Below are 16,430 nucleotides of genomic sequence, written 5' to 3' on the forward strand. Positions count from 1 at the left end.
CGGTTCCCTAGAAAACGGCCCATTCATACTCTTGGCTATTGCGGCTCCGGCTGCAAGAAAGCCGGCTATGCCGGCAGCCGCACAATAAACTCGGTGTAGACTCCTTCGTGCGTCTGGCAGAGCAGCTGGCCGCCGTGCCCCTGCGTCACGATGTCGTAGCTGATGGACAACCCCAGCCCCGACCCTTCGCCGGTGGGCTTGGTGGTGAAAAACGGCTGAAAGATTTTGTCCAGTACGGCCGCCGCAATGCCCGGCCCGTTGTCGCGCACGCGCACCTCAACCTGCCCGTCGCGGCACTCCGTCGTGCTGACCTGCAGCAGCGGCTGATAGCCGGGCTCCTGGCTTTGCTGGCGCTTGCGCAGGGCATACAGCGCATTGTTGAACAGGTTCAGCAGCACCCGGCCAATATCCTGCGGCGCCACGCTTACCGGGTCCATACCAAGCGCAAAGTGCGTTTCGATGGTGACGTTGAAGGTCTTGTCTTTGGCGCGCATTCCCTGGTAAGCCAGCCGCAGAAACTGGTCGGTGAGGGCATTGAGGTTGGTGGGCTGCCGCTCGCTGGCCGAGGTGCGCGCGTGCAGCAGCATGCCCTGCACAATGCCGCCAGCCCGCTGCCCGTGCTGCGTGATGCGCTGCAAGTTGTCTTCCAGGTTCTGCAGCAGCTCTGCGGCCGGCGCCACAGTAGTGGCCGGCAGTTGGTGCAGCACTTCCTCCTTCAGCTCCTGCACCAGCTCCACGCTCACCTCCGAGAAATTGAGCACGAAGTTGAGGGGGTTCTGAATCTCGTGCGCCACTCCGGCCGTCAGCTCGCCCAGCGAGGCCAGCTTTTCGCTCTGAATCAGCTGGCGCTGCGTGGCCTGCAGATGATCCAGCGACTGTTGCAAATCGGCGGTGCGCTGCTGTACCTGCTGCTCCAGCCGCTCATTTTGCTGCTCCAGCAGCAGGTGCTTCTCGCGCTCCTGCTGCAGCCGGCGCCGCTGCTCCCGCACCAGAATGCCGATAATGCCGCCTACCAGCAGCAGCAGCACCGGACCAATCAGCAGGAAGGGCAGCAGCGCGTCGGGCATAGCTAGAATCAGGAATAAATCCCCGGCAATATATTGTTTCCCAGCAATTTATGCGCCCGCTGCCGCCAGCGGCTATAGTGCAGCCAGTAGGGGAGGGCCTGCCTTGGGTTGATGGAGAGCGGAAAGAAACTGAACATCCAAGCCAGCATCCCCATGTGTACAGCGTACAGAAGGGCATCGGGGGCGCTGATGATGGTGTCGAGCCGGATATTAGTGGCTTTGTCGTAACCCGCACTGTAGATGATATTGGAGGCTACGTACGTCACAACTGAGTAAGCAGAATACACCAGCACGGCAATGCTGAAGAAGAACTCGGGCTGCTGTTCCAGCAGCTGCACGCTTCGGCTGAGTTGCAGAATGTGCAGCAACGACAGCGTAATCAGGATGGTGCTGCCGCAAGCCTGCGAATAGCTGTTGATATCGATAAACAGCTTATTGAGAAAAAGCGCGTCGGCCACTGCCACCAGCATAAACACGCCAATTGCCGGGGGCAGCAGTTTCTTTACTGCCACCAAATCAATCAGCCGGTAATACACCCAGGACAGCAACAAAACAGTCACTATCGTGGAGAGGTGGAAAAGGTAAACGTTGTTGCGAAATACGCTCCTGCTAACTACATCCAGCATATAGAAAAGCGACTTTGCGCCGACGTAGTAATACACCAGACGATAAAGCGGCGGCAGGTTCATCCGTCGCAGGTAGCCAGCTATGAATGGCAGCAGTGGTGCGGCTTCCAGCACTCGGTTGGTCAGGTGGAGTGTGTCGGCCCAGTTATACATGCAGGTGCCTACTGGTTTTGGTCGCAGTTATCCGGGCAGCGCATTGGCGATGAAAGCAAGTAATAAGGATTCAGCAATTTCTTACTTTTAAGGTCAACTAAATCTTTTCCGCATCCGTCCACAGGCATCAGAATCAACCGGGCAAAAGGGCGCGGGCTGCTGCCGTCAGACGACGAATTCGGCTTTTTTCTATCGTAGGCATAATAGATTTTAATCCCTTTCACCCCAGGTAAGCCAAGAAGATTTTTCAGAGCCCTTTCATCAAAAGTAGTGGAGGCAAATTTATTTCTACCGTTCGGATTATCGGTATTAAAGCGGTTAAGCCACTTATCCGCACTATCCGCTATTACTGGTATGCTGGCGGGAGGCTCACAAGCCAAAGTCGAAGTCTGCTGCTGGGTAGGTGGATGGGGATTTATCAGGCAAGAGGTAGCAGAGGCGGCCAAGCCGACGGTCCCGATTATAAGCAAGAGAGGCATCTTCATTTGTTTATTGTTTAGAGGTTAGACCCCAATGCCACCGCTACTGCGACTGCGCCAACAGTCCTGTAACTCAAACAGGTTGTTACTATAATAATAGTAACAATATATATACATAAAACAAAATTTCATTCTTCATGCACCTCTACCTCCGTACCCACGTTGCCGCCGCGCCTGCCCAAGTATGGCAGGGCTTTACCCGTGACCTGTTTCTGGCCCTAGCGCCGCCGTTTCCGCCGTTCCGGCTGCTGCGCTTCGATGGCTGCCACCGCGGCGACGAGGTGCACATTGAGTTGGGTGCCGGGCCCGCCCGCTTCCGCTGGACGTCGCTCATCACCGACCACGGCACCACCCCCGATGGCACCTATTTCTTTGTGGATGAGGGCCGTCAATTGCCGCCGCCGCTACGCTACTGGCAGCACCGGCACCTGATGCAGCCCGCCCCGGATGGCGGCTGCTACATCATCGAAGACCTGGAATTCACGAGTGGCTCGAAGCTGCTGGACCGGCTGCTGTGGCCGGCCATGTGGGCGCAGTTTGCGTGGCGGAAACCTATCTACCGGCGCTGGTTTGGACGGCCCGCCAAGGTGCCGGCTGTTCTGCCGGCCGGTTGAGGCAGCGCGCCGGCCGCTACTGCCGTATACGGCCCAGGCTTTCGGCGTACTTCGCGTCGGAACCGGCTTTCTCCCCTCGTCTATGCACACCACTACTTCTGCTTCCCCGGCTTCCCTGCGGCTGTTTTTTCGTTTGTTGAGCGCGCTGCTGCTGTTAGGAGCCACGGCCAGCTGCAGCAGCAGCCAGTCGGCCTTCCGGTTTCGGCCCGCGTCTTCCGAACGGGTGCCAGCGTCTGTAGCAGTTGTTTCTGCAGAACCTGAAGCGGCGGTGCCACCACCTGCAACACCGGTTGCCGCGCCATCCTTGCAGCCGCAAACGCATACGGTTACCATCGTCCGGCCCCGCCACCTGCGGCGTTTGGCGCGGCCGGTGGCGGCGTTAGCGCGCCGGCCGACGGCTTCTGCCGCCCAGGCAGTTACCAGGCACCAGGCAGCGGCGGCACCAGCTAAAGTCCGACGAGCGTTTGCGCCACAACGGCCCGCTGAGGTGGGGCTGGGCACTACGGTACTGGGCGTGCTGGGCCTGATTGTATTGCCGCTTTCGCTGCTGGGGCTGCTGATCTGGGGCGGGCCGGTGTGGCTGGTGCTGGCTGGGCTGGCGGCGCTGGCGGTGCTGGTTGCCTATATCGACCCTTTCTAATGGCAGCCACGCTGACAGACTGCTGAAGGGAGCATCTGGCTGGCCCGGGGTTAAAATCAGGCCCCGGCAATTCATCCTCGGCGGGTTAGGCTACCTTTGCAGTCCAATTCATTTCATTGCCCCTATGACTGCTGCCATCGTCACCCTCAAACCCGGAAAAGACCAATCCCTGCGCCGCCGCCACCCGTGGGTGTTTTCGGGCGCTATTGGCCGCATGCAGGGCGAAGTGACCGAAGGCGAAGTGGTGACGGTGCAGGCTCCCAACGGCGAAGTACTGGGAGTGGGCCATTACGCCCCCGGCTCCATTGCCGTGCGCATGCTCGATTTCGGCCCCAATGCCCAGCTGCCCGACGCGGCCTTTTGGGAAGCCCGCCTGCGCAACGCCTACCAGCTGCGCCAGGGTCTGGGCCTGACGGGCACCGGCAACACCGACGTGTACCGCCTCACCCACGCCGAGGGCGACGGCCTGCCCGGCCTCATCATCGACGTGTACGGCGACACGGCCGTGGTGCAGGCGCACAGCGCGGGCATGTACAAGGCCCGCCCGCTCATTGCGGAAGCCCTGCAGGCCGTCATTCCGGGTTTGCGCGCCATCTACGACAAGAGCGCCGAAACCGTGCCGGCCAAGGCTGCCCCGGGTGCCCAGAACGGCTACCTGTTTGGCAGCAGCAGCGGGCAGGAGCACGTGGTGCACGAAAACGGCCAGCCGTTCGCCGTGGATTGGGAAACGGGGCAGAAAACCGGCTTCTTCATTGATCAGCGCGACAACCGCAGCCTGCTGGCCCGCTACGCGCCCGGCCGCCGGGTGCTTAACACGTTCTGCTACACCGGTGGCTTCAGCTCCTACGCGCTGCAGGCCGGCGCCGAGCTGGTGCACTCCGTGGACAGCTCCAAGCGCGCCATCGAGCTGACGGAGCGCAACGCCGCCCTCACCGGCCTCGAAAGCAAGCACGCCGCCTACGCCGAGGACGTGTTCAGTTTCATGAAAAACAGCCAGCAAGAATACGACCTCATCGTACTCGATCCGCCGGCCTTCGCCAAGCACCTTTCAGCCCGCCACAACGCCCTGATGGGCTACAAGCGCCTGAACGCGGCCGGCATCCGGCAGATTGCGCCCGGGGGCTTGCTGTTCACGTTCAGCTGCTCGCAGGTGGTGAGCCCCGAGCTGTTTGAGGGCGCCGTGCTGGCCGCCGCCATCGAGGCCGGCCGGCCGGCCCGCATCCTGCACCGCCTCACCCAGCCCGCCGACCACCCCGTAAGCCTTTTCCACCCCGAAGGCGCTTATCTGAAAGGTTTGGTGCTGGCCGTGGAGTAGCCGGTAGTTCCGGTCCGGCAGCAGCTGGAAGCCGTTGGGCCAGTTGAAGCCTGAGTAAGGGTGCTAAGCCGCTCAACAACTAATCCTGAGTGAGAAAGTAAGTTGTATGCCGGACACTGAGTTCAGTCCCTGGTACTTCTCCAACGACGTAAGCCACCTGTGTTCAATTGATGGTTCACAGCGCTTGGAATATGGCGAGTTGTATGAGAAGTGCCAGGGTGGGCCACTCAGCGGCCGCTGCTTCTGGTTTACCCAAAGTAACCAGCGCGTGCCGTTACCAGGCTTTTTCGGTGGCCCGCCCGTGTGGGATTCTGCAGGGCATCGGGTAGCCCTACCAATGTGGAATCGGGCTTCGCTAGTAGGCTCTGCCCAGCATCTGGCAGTACTCGATACGAGGCTTCATAAGCTGCTGGTGTTTCGGAGTGGATTCAGGGTATTGCAGTTGCAATCCTTCACTGGCCTGCTTGTAACGGGGGTTGACAGCCCAATTCACAATCCCCACAATGTACTTTTTCATCTCGAAACTGAAGCCATAAAGCGGGTTTTCGAGTTATAGCTGCGATACATTCTTCATTTCGTTCTGTGACCCGCCCAAACGCTTCCACTTCCGTCCCGAAAGCCGCCGCCGCCATCATCGGGGCCGGCATTGGCGGCATTGCTACGGCCGTGCGGCTGGCGGTGGCCGGGCACCGCGTCACGGTATTTGAGGCGCAGGAGAGCTTCGGGGGCAAAATGCACCAGCTGGAGCTGCCCGGCGGCTACCGCTTCGACGGCGGCCCGTCGCTGTTTACGCTGCCCGAGCTGGTAGACGAACTGTTCACGCTGGCCGGGCGCAACCCCGCCGACTACTTCCGCTACCAGCGCCTCGACCCCATCACGCAGTACTTCTTCGCCGACGGCACCCGCCTTACGGCCTGGGCCGACGAAGACCGGTTTGCGCAGGAAGTGGAAACGAAGCTGGGCGTGCCGGCCGCCCACGTGCGGGCTTTTCTGCACCGCAGCGGCCAGGCCTACGACGGCACGGCGGGCACGTTTCTGCAGAAGTCGCTGCACAAGGCCGGTACCTACCTCAGCCCCGAAGTGCTGAAAGCCGTGGGCGCGTTGCCGCAGCTGGGCCTGCTCAGCACCATGCACCAGCGCCACACCGCCGCCTTCCCCGACGACCCGCGGCTGGTGCAGCTCTTCGACCGGTTTGCCACCTACAACGGCTCCGACCCCTACCAGGCGCCGGCCACCCTCAGCCTGATTCCGCACCTGGAGCACGGCCGGGGCGCCTTCTACCCCGAAGGCGGCATCTATGCCATTGCCCAAAGCCTCGTGCGGCTGGCCGAAGAGCTGGGCGTGGAGTTCCGCTACCAGGAGCCGGTGCAGGAAATTCTGACCGAAGCAGGCCGAGTGACGGGCGTGCGTACGGCCCACGGCACATACGCATCGGGACTGGTAGTCAGCAACATGGACGTAGTGCCGACCTACCGCCGCCTGCTGCCCACGCAGCCTGCGCCGGAACGTACGCTTAGCCAGCCCCGCTCCTCATCGGCCCTCATTTTCTACTGGGGCATAGGGCGGCGCTTCCCGGAACTGGGCGTGCACAACATCTTCTTCTCCCAAGATTACAAGCGGGAGTTTGAGGCCATCTTCCGCGACAAAACCATTGCCGACGACCCTACGGTGTACGTCAACATCACGAGTGGGCACACACCCGCCGACGCGCCTGAGGGCCACGAAAACTGGTTTGTGATGGTGAACGTGCCCCACGACCAGGGCCAAGACTGGCCGGCGCTGGTGGCGCGCACCCGCGCCGCCGTGCTGGCCCGCGTGAGCAACGCGCTGGGCACCGACGTGGCCGCCCTCATCCGGGCCGAGCAGGTGTGGGACCCGCCCGGCATTGCAGCCCGCACGTCGTCGTTTGGCGGCGCGCTCTACGGCAGCTCCAGCAACAATCTGCTGGCTGCGTTTTTGCGGCACCCCAACTTCTCGCGGAAGCTGGAAGGGCTGTACTTTTGCGGTGGCTCTGTGCATCCCGGCGGTGGTATTCCGCTATGTTTGCTTTCTGCCCGCATTGTCTCTGAATTGATCAGCAAATAATAGTCAGGAGCAAATTTCAGGCGAATTGTGACCAGCCAAATGCGCTGGCCAGAAGCCTTGCCCCTAACTATACATTGCTCATTACTAACCGATTATAAATGCCTGAATCCATTCAACAACTCCCGGCGGAGGCGCTTGCGCAACGCGCCCTGGCCCGGCAACGCCGGGTGCGCTGGGCGCAAGGCATTCTGCTGCTGTTCCACGTCACGGGGTTTCTGGGGCTGGGCTTTTCCGAAGATCCGGCGTTTTTCCTGCAGTTCGTGCCGCTCAACCTGCTCCTGACGCTGGGGCTGCTGCTGGCGTTTCAGCCAGATAAGGGCTCTACCTTATGGTGGTTTTGCCTGGTAACCATGGCCGTGGGCTTCGGCGTGGAGGTGGTAGGCATCCGGACCGGGCTGCTGTTTGGGTCCTATGAATACGGGGGCACGCTGGGCCTGAAGTGGCTGGGCGTGCCGCTAATCATCGGGGCCAACTGGCTGATGCTCACCTACACGGCTGGCATTTTGGCGCGCTACTTGCCGCTGTCCGATTTTCTGCGGGCCGTAGTGGCCACACTGCTCATGGTGGGCCTCGACGCCTGCCTGGAGCCCGTGGCCGTCCGGTTCGACTTCTGGCAGTGGCGCTTCGATGTCATTCCGCTGCAGAACTTCAAGGGCTGGTTTGCCGTGTCACTCATCCTGCAGGTGTTTTTCAACCGCACGCAGTTCGATAAGCGCAATCCGCTGGCCGCGTTTGTATACATGCTGCAGTTGCTGTTCTTCTTCGGTTTGGGGCTGCTGCGCTAAAAATATTGGCACTTCGGAATACTTTTTGTTAGGCCATCCATCGTTCTGGCTTACCTTCTGTCTTTCGCCTTTTATTCCCTCCCTTCTATGGAGCAAGTCGTACTCCATCAACTACTTGATAAGGCCAACCTGCTACTGCGCGACATGGGCGTGCGGCTGCTGCACGAAGAGCAGCTGGCCGTTGCACTGGACCTGACGCCCACCACGTTCCGCACTATTTTCGGAAACAAGGCAGAATTTATGCTGCAGGTTACGCGCCACAACCTGGCCCGGCAGCGCCACGAGCATGAAGAGCTGTTCGCCAACTTGGCTACTCCGGTGGAGTGCCTGCTGGCCCTGCTGCACCACAGCCTGCACGAGCTGCGTCATTCCCACCACGACTACCATGTGGTGCGGAAGCAGTTTCCGCTGGTCTGGGACACCATCCAGGAATACACCCAGGATTATGCCTTTCCGCTACTCACACGCCTGCTGCAGGAGGGCGTCCAGGAAGGACAGTTCCGCGCCGCCCTCGACGCGCCCTTCATTGCCCGCATCATCCTGGCCCAGTTCAGCCTGGTGCTGAATGAGCAGTTTTTTCCGCCCGACCAGGTGAACCTCGGCGAAGTGTACCGCAACATCTTTTTTCCCTACGTGCGCGGCCTCTGCACCGAGGAAGGCATGCGCCTGACGTCCCCGCACTTCGCCCGGATGTGGAGCTAGCGGGACGGTTGCGGCCATAAAAAAAGGAGCACTGTCTATGCCAGTCCTCCTTTTTTTATGATGCAGGGTTTGGCAGCTTAGCTGATGGAAACCCGAACTTTTTTGGTGTACTCACGCAGGGCGTCTTTGAACTCGGAGCCGTGGTCCTGCATGTGGTTGCGGATGAAGATGGCGGCAAACACGTGCGTCAGCTTTTCGCCTTCATCCTCACCTTCCACCTCGAAGGCGGGGGCTTGCTCTTCCAGCAGGGCCTCTTCGGCGGCTACCAGGGCCTCCAGCGTCTGCGTTTCCACGAGGCGCTTGATGACGGGCATTTTCATGGCAGCAGCGGCTAGTTGAGGCGCGAAATGAGGGCGGCTACCGCTTCCTCCTTGCTGGCAGCTACCGTATCGAGCAGCTCGCCGTTGCGAAATACGGCAAAGAAGGGCAGGTTCGTGACGCTGGCCAGCTTGCGGGCTTCGGGGCTGGTTTCGGCATTCACGTCCAGGAACTTTATGCCCTGCTCCTGCATGGCTTCGGCCATACGCTTGAACTTGGGCGAAAACAGGCGGCAGTTGCCGCACCAGTCGGCGTAGTATTTCACTACTACTTTATCGTTTGCTTCGAGGAGGTTTTGGAAATCAGCGTCGGTTGCTTTCGTAACGGGCATTGCAAAGGGGTTGACAGGGAAATGGCTTTTCAGGCAAGAATGATTCTCACCTGCAGCAAAGGTAAAGCCCAAACCCTCGAAAAAGGTTTGCCCATTCTCATATTTCCGAGTGGCCTGCCTGCTAATCGCGCACCAGCCGTGTACGCATCGGCTGCCCATCCAGCGTAGTAGAAAACAGGTATATACCCGCCGGCTGCCCAGCGGCAAACTGCGTCGGCAACCGGTTTTCGCCGGACTGCAACAGTACCCGCAACTCACTCACCTTCCGGCCAATGGCATCATACAGAGTCAGGGTAGCGGGTTGCTGCCTGGCTACGGTCAGCAGTACCGTGTAGGAGTCGTGTGCCGGATTGGGCCATACTGCCAGGCTGGCCGGCGGCGGGGCAAAAGCTACCGTCCGGACCGGCGAATACGTGGCGGTGCCATCCGCATCAAGCTGGCGTAGGCGGTAGTATTGCAGGCTGCCGCGCCGCGCCGCGCCGGGGTCGGTGAAGCGGTAGGCGCGCGAAACAACCGTAGTGCCGAAGCCCGCCACGAAGCCTACCGGCTGGAAGGTGCGGCTATCGAGGCTGACCTCTACATCAAAACCTCGGTTTCCATTTTCCGAGGCCGTGGCCCAGTTCAGCAGCCCATCCTGGCCTTGGGCCTGGGCCGTAAATTCACGCAGCTCTACGGGTAGCGGCGCCGCCTGGTCGGCCGAGGCGAAGATGCCGAACGTGTTCTGCGAAGCCGAGGTGAGCGTGTTTCCGCTGGTGTTTACGCTGCCTTGCGGGGCTTCGAAGCGGGTGCCGTTCCAGCGCTGCAGCCGCAGGCTGGCCTCCGTGATGCTGTTGGGGGCCGTGTTCCATTCAGCCTCCTGATAAGAGAAGGTGAGCGTGGCGGAAGGCGCCGTGGTGTAGTTGGCTGGCTGCACCACCCAGAAACGATCAAGCGCCTTGTTGGCGTCGCCCTGCAGGTTGGTGATGCCGGTAGGCAGGGGCGTATTGTTGGCCGGGGTGGGGTAGGTGGCCACTGACAGGCTACCGGTAGCACCCGTACCCGCCGTGCTGATGACGGCCGTGATGGGCAGGTCGGCAGTGGCGGTGCCCATGGGAATACTATACGTGCCGGTATTGGCCCCAATCACCCAGAGCAGGCGGCCGTAGCCCGCGGCGGGCAGAGTTTCGCTGATGAGCCGCCCCGTAGTGCGGGTGAGGGCGGTTGCCGCGCCGTTGTTCAGCGTCAGCACTTTAGAGTTGAGCTGCAGCTGCGTGGCGCCCAGCGCAAGCACGCCGCCGCTGGCACCTACTGCTTGGTCGGCCGTCAGCTGCACCGGGCCGGTAGCGCCGCTCACATCCAGCGAATGAAAGGTGGTGGCGCTGCTTCCCCCGAGCTGCTGCGTGGCGGTGCCTGTCAGTTGCACCGTGCCCGTACCCGGCGTAAGCACGCCGCTACCCGCATTATTGGTCCAGTTGCCGGTGAGCGTGAGCGTGCCGGCGTTGTCGATGGTGCCGCTGCTGCCGATGCTGATGTCGCCCACCACCGACACCTGCACCCCGGGCTGAATGCTGATCAGGGCTCCCTGGTTGGAAAGCCCCTGGCCGGCGGCGGGCAGCGTGGTGAGTAGGAAGAGGCCCCAGGGGGGTAGAGTTGGTTTCATACTGTGAAGCGGAAAGCAGGAGTGGACTACCCACGCGGCGGGACCCCCCCCTGCAGCGCAATGCAGTAATTGACAGCCAGATAGGGCTGCAGGTTGTTGTGCGGGAGAGCCGTACCGGTGGCGCCGTTGCCCGTCGAGCCGGTGCCAGTTGGGGCATACTGGGGCTCGCCGGAGCCGTTGCTGGCCAGATATGTGTTGGCGGGCAGGTCGGTGGTACCCAGCTCCGTGCTGTAAGTCAGGTCCAGGGTATGCTGGTGCGCCGGCATTTCGGCAGTGGTCAGCGTAACCGAGCTGCTGCCACCCTGCTGGCCCAGGTCGTAGAGGCTCAGCCCCTGGCCCTGGCCAGCCCCGATGGCTACCCGCCCGTTCAGGTTGGGCAAGGCAAAATTGCTTCTGCCATCACCGCCATAGTTGGTGCCTAACAGCGAAAACAGGGCCGTATTCTGGGAAAGGGACAGTAGCTGGCCGTTGCAGGGCGCCCAGCCACGGGGCGTGAAATTGAAGGGGAACATGGCTATTTCTCCCACAAAAGGATCCTGCCCGCCGGTAAGCGGGGCCGCCGCCGCCGGGGTAGCGCGCCCAAACAGCGCCTGCAGTGGCCCGGCCAGAAACGTGCCGGCCACCAGCCCGGACAAGCGCTTGAGTAGGCTGCGGCGTGTGGGCTGGCCCGCAGAAAGGGAAAAGGTTGTCGACATGATGGACACGGCTAGGAAGCGCTGGGGAAAATACCCTGCAAGGCAATCACGTAGTTGAGGCAGAGGTAGGGCTGGCGGTTTTCGTGCGGCTGCCCCCCGCCCATACTGCTGGACACATTCACGAGGGGTACTGCAGTTGTGAAGCTAGCCAGCTCGGTGTTCGCTGTGCTGCCATACTGGGCCGCACCGCCGCCATTGTCGGCCAGGTAGTGGTGCACCGTAGAGCTGGTGCCCGAAAGCGGCGTGGTGCCCAGGTCGGTGCTGCACTTCATGCCGTGCATGTGCGGCGGAATCTGACTGGCCAGCAGCGTGTGGGATTCCGTGCCGCCTCGCTCGCCCAGTGCCATAGTTGCCGTCCCGTTGCTGCCAATAGGCGCCAGCACCCGGCCGCGCAGGTCGGGCAAGGCAAAATTGGTTTGGCCATTGCCCCCGTAAGTGGTGCCCAGCAGCGAAAACAAGGCCTGATTCTGGTTGATGGGCAGCAGCTGGCCGTTGCACAGCGCCCAGCCCCGGGGCGCGAAGTTGAAGGAAACCAGCATAATCTCCGACAGGAAGGGCGTGAGGCCTTCCGGAGAGGCGGCCTCGGGCATAGCGGCTGCCGCCGGCCGGCTCCGGCCCAGCAGCAGCCCTCCCGTTAGTAGCCCTCCCAGGTGTTTAAGCCAGCTCCGGCGCGAAGAGTCGCCGACCAGCGAATCAGGTGTTGATGACATGGTATTCGGAGCTTATGTCTGAGATGGAAAAATGCCGAACAGCGAGATGATATAATTCACCGCCAAGTAGGGCTGCATGTTCTCGTGGGGCTGGCTGCCGCCTACTGCGGCCAGCGTCTGCGTTGGCTGCTTCACTAGGCTGGCCACCGACTGCGTGTATTGCGCCGAACCCGCGCCGCTGTCGGCGGGCACGTTGCCTTGCGGCGAGGCCGAGGTGCCCGGGGCGTTGCTGGCTGGCGGGGTGTGCGTATGTTGCGGTATTTGCTGTATTGTCAGCGATACGGTTTCCTGGCCGCCCTGCTGGCCCAGCGTGTAGGAGCTGCTCTGGTGCAGCGGCACCCGCCCCTGCAGGTTGGGCAGGGCAAACGTCTCTTGCCCGTCGCCGCCATAGGTAGTGCCGATGAGCTGGAATAGCGTTTCATGCTCAGAAATATACAGCAGTTGGCCGTTGCAGAACATCCAGCCAGCGGGCGCAAAGTTGCCGGCGAAAATGGCTATTTCGCCCACGTAGGGCTGGCCGCCGCTGGGGCGCATCGCAACCAGGGGCTGCGCCGCGGGCGTGGGCCGCAGCCAGTTCTGGAGTCGTTGGCGCAGGGAGCCGCGCAATGGCGCGGCGCGCTGGGCCGAAGGGGAAGTGTTTGCCATGAAAAAAACGGAAGCCGAAATCAGAAAAGCGGCCGCCTACGACTCGCGGCGCCAGGCACCGGCCGTGTAGATGTAGCGCGCGCCGTAGCGGGGCAAAAGGTTGCCGGTGCCGCTGGCCGATACTACCGGCAGGTACTGCTCATCGTTGTTGATGATGACCAGCCGCTGGCCTTCCTGGCCTGCCCCCAGCGTTACGGTGCCGTTGGCGCTGCCATTGCTGTTGGTGGTGTACACTACCGTGGTTGTGCCGGGAGCCAGGCTGGCGGCCGTGGTGGGCGCTACAATGTCCGTCTTGCTTTCGGTGTTGAGCGTGCCCAGGGTAGCCCAGCCGGTGGTAAGGCGCTGGTAGAGGCCCGGCGTGTTGTCGGTCTGGTAGACGATCAGGCCATCGGCAGGGCTGGCAATGGCATTGCGCTGCGCCTGGGTCATGCGTGGAGGCAGAAACCCTTTGGAAGTGCTGCTTAGCTCAAGCAGCGAGGTGGAGGCCGGCACAGCTACTCCAATACCTACGCTGCCGGTTTGGGCAGCGGCGGCACTGGTTGTCAGGGTAGCGGCCAGCAGCAGAACGAAACGTAAATCTGGCTTCATAGAAAGGAATGAAAGGCAAGAGCGGTGTACTCAACACAGCAAAAATATATCATTAAAATCATATAATTATATTTTTGTTTACTTACGGCTTTCCGGTGCCGAATTCTGCCAACGAGCCTTACAGCAGCCGGTCCCGAACCTGTTTTTCTCGCCCGAAACCGGCTGCCCGAAAACTTTTGAAAGGGCAACAGCAGTATAGCAGGCAGAGCATCGGCCATGATGCCCGCTTAGTTTGCTCTTATGCGCATCGTGCTGCTTGTTTTTTGCCTGCTGCTGGCGGGTTGCGGCTCACCCGACCCGGTAAGCCGCACTGCCGCTCCTTCCACGCCACCACCCCGTATGCAAAACCTCATTTTCTTCGGCAACAGCCTCACGGCCGGCTACCAGCTGCCCGCCAGCGCCGCCTTCCCCACCCTGCTCCAGCAGCGCATCGACTCGCTCAATCTTCCTTACAAAACCTTCAACTACGGCGTGAGCGGCGAAACCACCGCTGGCGGCCGGCTGCGCGTGGCCACCGTGCTGGCCCGCCAGCCCGTGGATGTATTCGTGCTGGAGCTGGGCGCCAACGACGGCCTGCGCGGCATTCCGGTGCGCGAAACCACCCAGAACCTGCAGGACATCATCGACCAGGTGCGGCTGAAATACCCGGAGGCGCGCATTGTGCTGGTGGGCCTGGAGTTTCCGTTTGACCTGGGGCCGCTGGGGGGACACCGCATGGCCCGCTACGCGCTGGAATTCAAGGTGCTGTTCCGGGAGCTGGCCGAAAAGAACAGCCTGCCTTTCGTGCCGTTTCTGCTGCAGGGCGTCATCGGGCAGCGCGCCCTCAACCTACCCGACGGCGTACACCCCAACGCCGCCGGCCAGAAGATTCTGGCCGATAACGTGTGGGCGGTGTTGAGCGGCGTGTTGTAGGGGCGCGTTGCACGCGCCCGCCGGTGCGGCGCCCTATCACACAAAATGCCCGCTTCCGTTGATTCGGGAGCGGGCATTTTGTGTAGTTGCGCCTTGCGTATGCCGTCTATGTGGTTGGCATGCCGCCAGCACCGGCGGGCTACACCGGGAAGCCTAGGCCGGCGGGTGCGCCCCTTGGTGTACAACCGGCGGGCGCGTGCAACGCGCCCCTACTTGGTGTACAGCTTCTGGTAGTATTCCGTGGCCATGCGGCCCGACTCAAACTCGGGCTCTACTTCGCGCATGGCGGCTTTGGCCACGGCCAGGTACTTGGCGGGCTCGTTGTAGTAGAGCGGCACGATTTCGTTTTCCAGCACGTCCAGCAGGCTGCTGGCTTCGGTGGCATCCTTCACGTGGTCGGGCTGGTGGATGTCGGTATGGGGGATGAGGAAGCCGTTTTCGCCGTGGCGCACGAACTCCGGAATCCAGCCGTCGGCGATGCTCAGGCTGAGGCTGCCGTTCATGGCGGCGGTCATGCCGCTGGTGCCGCTGGCCTCACGCGGGAAGCGGGGGGTGTTCAGCCACACATCGGAGCCGCGCTTGAGGTAGCCGGACAGGGCCAGCTCGTAGCCGGTGAGCACGGCGCAGGTTTTCAGGTGTTTGGTTTTCTGGATGATGTCGTTGAACAGGCCGATGGCGCCGTAGTCCTTGGGGTAGGGCTTGCCGGACCACATTACTTGCACCGGCCGGTCGGCGTTGTTCACCAAGGCCTGGAACCGCTCGAAATCATGCAGAATCAGGTCGGCGCGCTTGTAGCCGGCAAAGCGACGGGCCCACACCACGGTCAGCACCTCGGGGTCGAGGAGGGTGCCGGTCTGGTCGGCCACGAGGTCGAAGAGCTGCTTCTTGAGTTTGCGCTTGCGCGAAAGCAGGGCCTGGTCGTCGTTGGCTTCCAGGGCCTCGTGCAGCTGCTGGTCGCGCCAGTAGCTGCCGTTCTGCGAGTTGGTGATGGGAATGATGGGGCAGATGCCCTTGTTGGCGCCCCACATCTGGTTGGCCACCGTGCCGTGCACCTTGCTTACGGCGTTGGCCTTGCGCGCAAAGCGCAGGGCCGTGAGCGTGTAGTTGAGCATCTCATGCTCCACACCGGCCACGCGGCGGATTTCATCGGCGGGCACCGAGCCGAAGAAGGTCATGTCGGAGAGCAGCTTCATGGGGTGCTCCTCGTTGCCGGCCAACTCCGGGGTGTGCGTCGTGAACACCAGGCGTTGCTGCACTTCCTCCAGTTTGCGGCCGTGCTTTTCGTAGAGGTAGAACGCCAGCGGCAGGCCGTGGCCTTCGTTGAGGTGGTACACGTCCATCTTCACGCCCAACAGATCGAGCAGCTTGCCGCCGCCCACGCCCAGCAGGATGCTCTGCGCCACGCGGGCCGCCGTGTCGGCGTCGTACAAATGGTGCGAGATGGTGCGCGAGATGTAGTCGTTTTCGGGAATGTCGGTGGTCAGGAAGAACATCGGGGCCGTGCCGAACGTGTCGGGGGCCAGGTACATGGCCTTCACCTGCACGGCCGCGCCGTGGATGGTGATGGGGAAAATCAAGCCGGTGTCTTCGAGAAAGGAGTAGTGCTTGTGGCGGAAGTCGCAGCGCATGGTCTGGTCTTCGTTGCGGCCCTGGTCGTAGTAGCCGAAAGTCCAGAGGATGCCAATGCCGATCAGGTTTTGCTTCAGCTCGTAGGCCGAGCGCATGTGCGAGCCAGCCAGGAAGCCCAGGCCGCCGGAGTAGGTTTTGAGGGTCTGATCCAGGGCAAATTCCATGGAAAAGTACGCCGCCTGGGTGCTGAACTCGGGCGCGGGCTGGTAGGGTTTGAATTCGAAAGCCATAAAGGGAAAGTCAGAAAACAGAAGATGCCGGCCGGTTTGCAAAGCACAGCGGATTCAAATATCGGATTTTCCGCGGGCTACGCCACCAATGCAGGTCCGGAAGGCAAAAGCGGCGGCAAACTAGTCAACGCAGCATTAGCCGAAGGGTATTTCCGGGCGCGGCCAGCACAATGGGGCGGCCCCGCGCAGTTGCATCTGGCTATTCCTGCCGTTGGGTGGTATCGGCACCGCTCCGGCCCGCTGCAATCTGCGGCAGACGCGTGGCTA

18 protein-coding genes are annotated in these 16,430 nt (G+C 61.7%); 7 read left to right on the plus strand and 11 right to left on the minus strand.

All coding sequences use genetic code 11. The annotated features are described in order from the left end of the window. Positions 1-65: 65 nt before the first annotated feature. From O3303_RS15005 to O3303_RS15015, 3 genes are read right to left on the minus strand one after another with little or no spacing between them, the layout of a single operon-like run. The gene (locus tag O3303_RS15005; RefSeq protein ID WP_269559203.1) at positions 66-1,067 is read right to left on the minus strand and encodes a sensor histidine kinase; all 1,002 of its coding nucleotides are present in this window, start codon (positions 1,065-1,067) and stop codon (positions 66-68) included. An 8-nt stretch (positions 1,068-1,075) separates the two neighbouring features. Beyond that, entirely contained in the window at positions 1,076-1,846 is a 771-nt protein-coding gene (locus O3303_RS15010) for a hypothetical protein (RefSeq protein ID WP_269559204.1), read from the minus strand. Positions 1,847-1,854: 8 nt separating this feature from the next. Then, on the minus strand, positions 1,855-2,331 hold the full coding sequence (locus tag O3303_RS15015; protein ID WP_269559205.1) for a hypothetical protein: 477 nt from the start codon (positions 2,329-2,331) through the stop codon (positions 1,855-1,857). Positions 2,332-2,462: 131 nt separating this feature from the next. Between O3303_RS15015 and O3303_RS15020 the strand changes: the two genes are divergently transcribed. From O3303_RS15020 to O3303_RS15045, 6 genes are all read left to right on the plus strand, one after another. Beyond that, the gene (locus tag O3303_RS15020; protein ID WP_269559206.1) at positions 2,463-2,939 is read left to right on the plus strand and encodes an SRPBCC family protein; all 477 of its coding nucleotides are present in this window, start codon (positions 2,463-2,465) and stop codon (positions 2,937-2,939) included. A gap of 82 nt (positions 2,940-3,021) precedes the next feature. Continuing rightward, on the plus strand, positions 3,022-3,579 hold the full coding sequence (locus tag O3303_RS15025) for a hypothetical protein (protein WP_269559207.1): 558 nt from the start codon (positions 3,022-3,024) through the stop codon (positions 3,577-3,579). Between the two features lie 124 nt (positions 3,580-3,703). Continuing rightward, complete coding sequence (locus O3303_RS15030; RefSeq protein WP_269559208.1) at positions 3,704-4,894, plus strand: class I SAM-dependent rRNA methyltransferase; 1,191 nt, start codon at positions 3,704-3,706, stop codon at positions 4,892-4,894. A 582-nt stretch (positions 4,895-5,476) separates the two neighbouring features. Next, entirely contained in the window at positions 5,477-6,979 is a 1,503-nt protein-coding gene (gene crtD, locus O3303_RS15035) for a 1-hydroxycarotenoid 3,4-desaturase CrtD (RefSeq protein ID WP_269559209.1), read from the plus strand. A gap of 98 nt (positions 6,980-7,077) precedes the next feature. Continuing rightward, positions 7,078-7,764, plus strand: coding sequence for a carotenoid biosynthesis protein (locus O3303_RS15040; protein WP_269559210.1), 687 nt, complete (start codon positions 7,078-7,080; stop codon positions 7,762-7,764). Between the two features lie 87 nt (positions 7,765-7,851). Next, positions 7,852-8,466, plus strand: coding sequence for a hypothetical protein (locus tag O3303_RS15045; protein ID WP_269559211.1), 615 nt, complete (start codon positions 7,852-7,854; stop codon positions 8,464-8,466). Positions 8,467-8,543: 77 nt separating this feature from the next. Here O3303_RS15045 and O3303_RS15050 read toward each other — a convergent pair whose 3' ends face one another. The 7 genes from O3303_RS15050 to O3303_RS15080 form a co-directional block, all read right to left on the minus strand. Then, entirely contained in the window at positions 8,544-8,786 is a 243-nt protein-coding gene (locus O3303_RS15050; protein ID WP_269559212.1) for a DUF6952 family protein, read from the minus strand. Between the two features lie 11 nt (positions 8,787-8,797). Beyond that, positions 8,798-9,115, minus strand: a complete 318-nt coding sequence (locus O3303_RS15055) for a thioredoxin family protein (RefSeq protein ID WP_269559213.1) — start codon at positions 9,113-9,115, stop codon at positions 8,798-8,800. 121 nt (positions 9,116-9,236) lie between these two features. Beyond that, positions 9,237-10,754 (minus strand): T9SS type A sorting domain-containing protein, encoded by a 1,518-nt coding sequence (locus tag O3303_RS15060; protein ID WP_269559214.1) that lies wholly within the window; start codon positions 10,752-10,754, stop codon positions 9,237-9,239. A gap of 26 nt (positions 10,755-10,780) precedes the next feature. After that, the gene (locus O3303_RS15065; RefSeq protein ID WP_350356587.1) at positions 10,781-11,449 is read right to left on the minus strand and encodes a phage tail protein; all 669 of its coding nucleotides are present in this window, start codon (positions 11,447-11,449) and stop codon (positions 10,781-10,783) included. An 11-nt stretch (positions 11,450-11,460) separates the two neighbouring features. Continuing rightward, positions 11,461-12,159, minus strand: coding sequence for a phage tail protein (locus O3303_RS15070; protein WP_269559215.1), 699 nt, complete (start codon positions 12,157-12,159; stop codon positions 11,461-11,463). 12 nt (positions 12,160-12,171) lie between these two features. Continuing rightward, positions 12,172-12,804, minus strand: a complete 633-nt coding sequence (locus O3303_RS15075) for a phage tail protein (protein ID WP_269559216.1) — start codon at positions 12,802-12,804, stop codon at positions 12,172-12,174. 36 nt (positions 12,805-12,840) lie between these two features. Next, on the minus strand, positions 12,841-13,392 hold the full coding sequence (locus O3303_RS15080; protein ID WP_269559217.1) for a phage tail-like protein: 552 nt from the start codon (positions 13,390-13,392) through the stop codon (positions 12,841-12,843). 339 nt (positions 13,393-13,731) lie between these two features. Between O3303_RS15080 and O3303_RS15085 the strand changes: the two genes are divergently transcribed. Continuing rightward, positions 13,732-14,304, plus strand: coding sequence for an arylesterase (locus O3303_RS15085; protein ID WP_269559218.1), 573 nt, complete (start codon positions 13,732-13,734; stop codon positions 14,302-14,304). Between the two features lie 209 nt (positions 14,305-14,513). On the opposite strand, the gene glgP is transcribed toward O3303_RS15085, so the two are convergent. Then, positions 14,514-16,163 carry an alpha-glucan family phosphorylase gene (glgP, locus tag O3303_RS15090; RefSeq protein ID WP_269559219.1) on the minus strand — a complete coding sequence of 550 codons (1,650 nt, stop codon included), beginning with the start codon at positions 16,161-16,163 and terminating at the stop codon, positions 14,514-14,516. Positions 16,164-16,430 lie beyond the last annotated feature (267 nt).

Origin of the sequence: Hymenobacter canadensis (genome assembly GCF_027359925.1) — a bacterium.
In the GTDB taxonomy this organism is placed as follows: domain Bacteria; phylum Bacteroidota; class Bacteroidia; order Cytophagales; family Hymenobacteraceae; genus Hymenobacter; species Hymenobacter canadensis.

Bases quoted from the DNA above. Each gene is read 5' to 3' on its own strand.
- O3303_RS15005 (WP_269559203.1), bottom strand. From the start codon at position 1,067: ATGCCCGACGCGCTGCTGCCCTTCCTGCTGATTGGTCCGGTGCTGCTG.
- O3303_RS15010 (WP_269559204.1), bottom strand. From the start codon at position 1,846: ATGTATAACTGGGCCGACACACTCCACCTGACCAACCGAGTGCTGGAA.
- O3303_RS15015 (WP_269559205.1), bottom strand. From the start codon at position 2,331: ATGAAGATGCCTCTCTTGCTTATAATCGGGACCGTCGGCTTGGCCGCC.
- O3303_RS15020 (WP_269559206.1), top strand. From the start codon at position 2,463: ATGCACCTCTACCTCCGTACCCACGTTGCCGCCGCGCCTGCCCAAGTA.
- O3303_RS15025 (WP_269559207.1), top strand. From the start codon at position 3,022: ATGCACACCACTACTTCTGCTTCCCCGGCTTCCCTGCGGCTGTTTTTT.
- O3303_RS15030 (WP_269559208.1), top strand. From the start codon at position 3,704: ATGACTGCTGCCATCGTCACCCTCAAACCCGGAAAAGACCAATCCCTG.
- O3303_RS15040 (WP_269559210.1), top strand. From the start codon at position 7,078: ATGCCTGAATCCATTCAACAACTCCCGGCGGAGGCGCTTGCGCAACGC.
- O3303_RS15045 (WP_269559211.1), top strand. From the start codon at position 7,852: ATGGAGCAAGTCGTACTCCATCAACTACTTGATAAGGCCAACCTGCTA.
- O3303_RS15050 (WP_269559212.1), bottom strand. From the start codon at position 8,786: ATGAAAATGCCCGTCATCAAGCGCCTCGTGGAAACGCAGACGCTGGAG.
- O3303_RS15055 (WP_269559213.1), bottom strand. From the start codon at position 9,115: ATGCCCGTTACGAAAGCAACCGACGCTGATTTCCAAAACCTCCTCGAA.
- O3303_RS15060 (WP_269559214.1), bottom strand. From the start codon at position 10,754: ATGAAACCAACTCTACCCCCCTGGGGCCTCTTCCTACTCACCACGCTG.
- O3303_RS15065 (WP_350356587.1), bottom strand. From the start codon at position 11,449: ATGTCGACAACCTTTTCCCTTTCTGCGGGCCAGCCCACACGCCGCAGC.
- O3303_RS15070 (WP_269559215.1), bottom strand. From the start codon at position 12,159: ATGTCATCAACACCTGATTCGCTGGTCGGCGACTCTTCGCGCCGGAGC.
- O3303_RS15075 (WP_269559216.1), bottom strand. From the start codon at position 12,804: ATGGCAAACACTTCCCCTTCGGCCCAGCGCGCCGCGCCATTGCGCGGC.
- O3303_RS15080 (WP_269559217.1), bottom strand. From the start codon at position 13,392: ATGAAGCCAGATTTACGTTTCGTTCTGCTGCTGGCCGCTACCCTGACA.
- O3303_RS15085 (WP_269559218.1), top strand. From the start codon at position 13,732: ATGCAAAACCTCATTTTCTTCGGCAACAGCCTCACGGCCGGCTACCAG.
- glgP (WP_269559219.1), bottom strand. From the start codon at position 16,163: ATGGCTTTCGAATTCAAACCCTACCAGCCCGCGCCCGAGTTCAGCACC.